1 protein-coding gene is annotated in these 361 nt (G+C 74.8%); it reads right to left on the bottom strand.

The window, feature by feature from the left end; all coding sequences use genetic code 11:
• Positions 1–361 (bottom strand): transposase (locus QSK22_RS33420; protein ID WP_285498516.1); only part of this gene is annotated, 361 nt, incomplete at both ends.

The following is a 361-nucleotide window of genomic DNA, read 5'->3' as shown; positions in this document are numbered from 1 at the left end:
TCGGCCAGCACCCGCTCCGGCCTCGTCCTGGGGCGCCCGGGCCCGCCGCGCGACACGCTGACCTGCTCCAGCACCGGCACGAACTGCGGGCTGTCCCCGCGATGCCCTGCCGTCAGCACCACCGACAGCGGCTTGCGGCCCTGCTCACAGGCCAGATGAATCTTGGTCGTCCACCCACCGCGCGAACGCCCCAGCCCGTGATCGGCCGGCTCCGGCCCCGGCGGCTCGACTTGGCCCTGATGGTCGTGGCGGGCGCCCGCGGAGTGCTGGTGGGCCCGGGCGATGGTGGAGTCCACCGACACGCTCCACCCGACCAGCCCGGCGGCGTCGGCGAAGGCCCGCAGCTTCGCCCAGATCAACG

Source organism: Actinomadura sp. NBRC 104425, from assembly GCF_030269545.1.
GTDB lineage: Bacteria > Actinomycetota > Actinomycetes > Streptosporangiales > Streptosporangiaceae > Spirillospora > Spirillospora keratinilytica.
The sequence above is the reverse complement of the archived record's forward strand: the minus strand, read 5'-3'. Positions and strand labels throughout refer to the sequence as shown.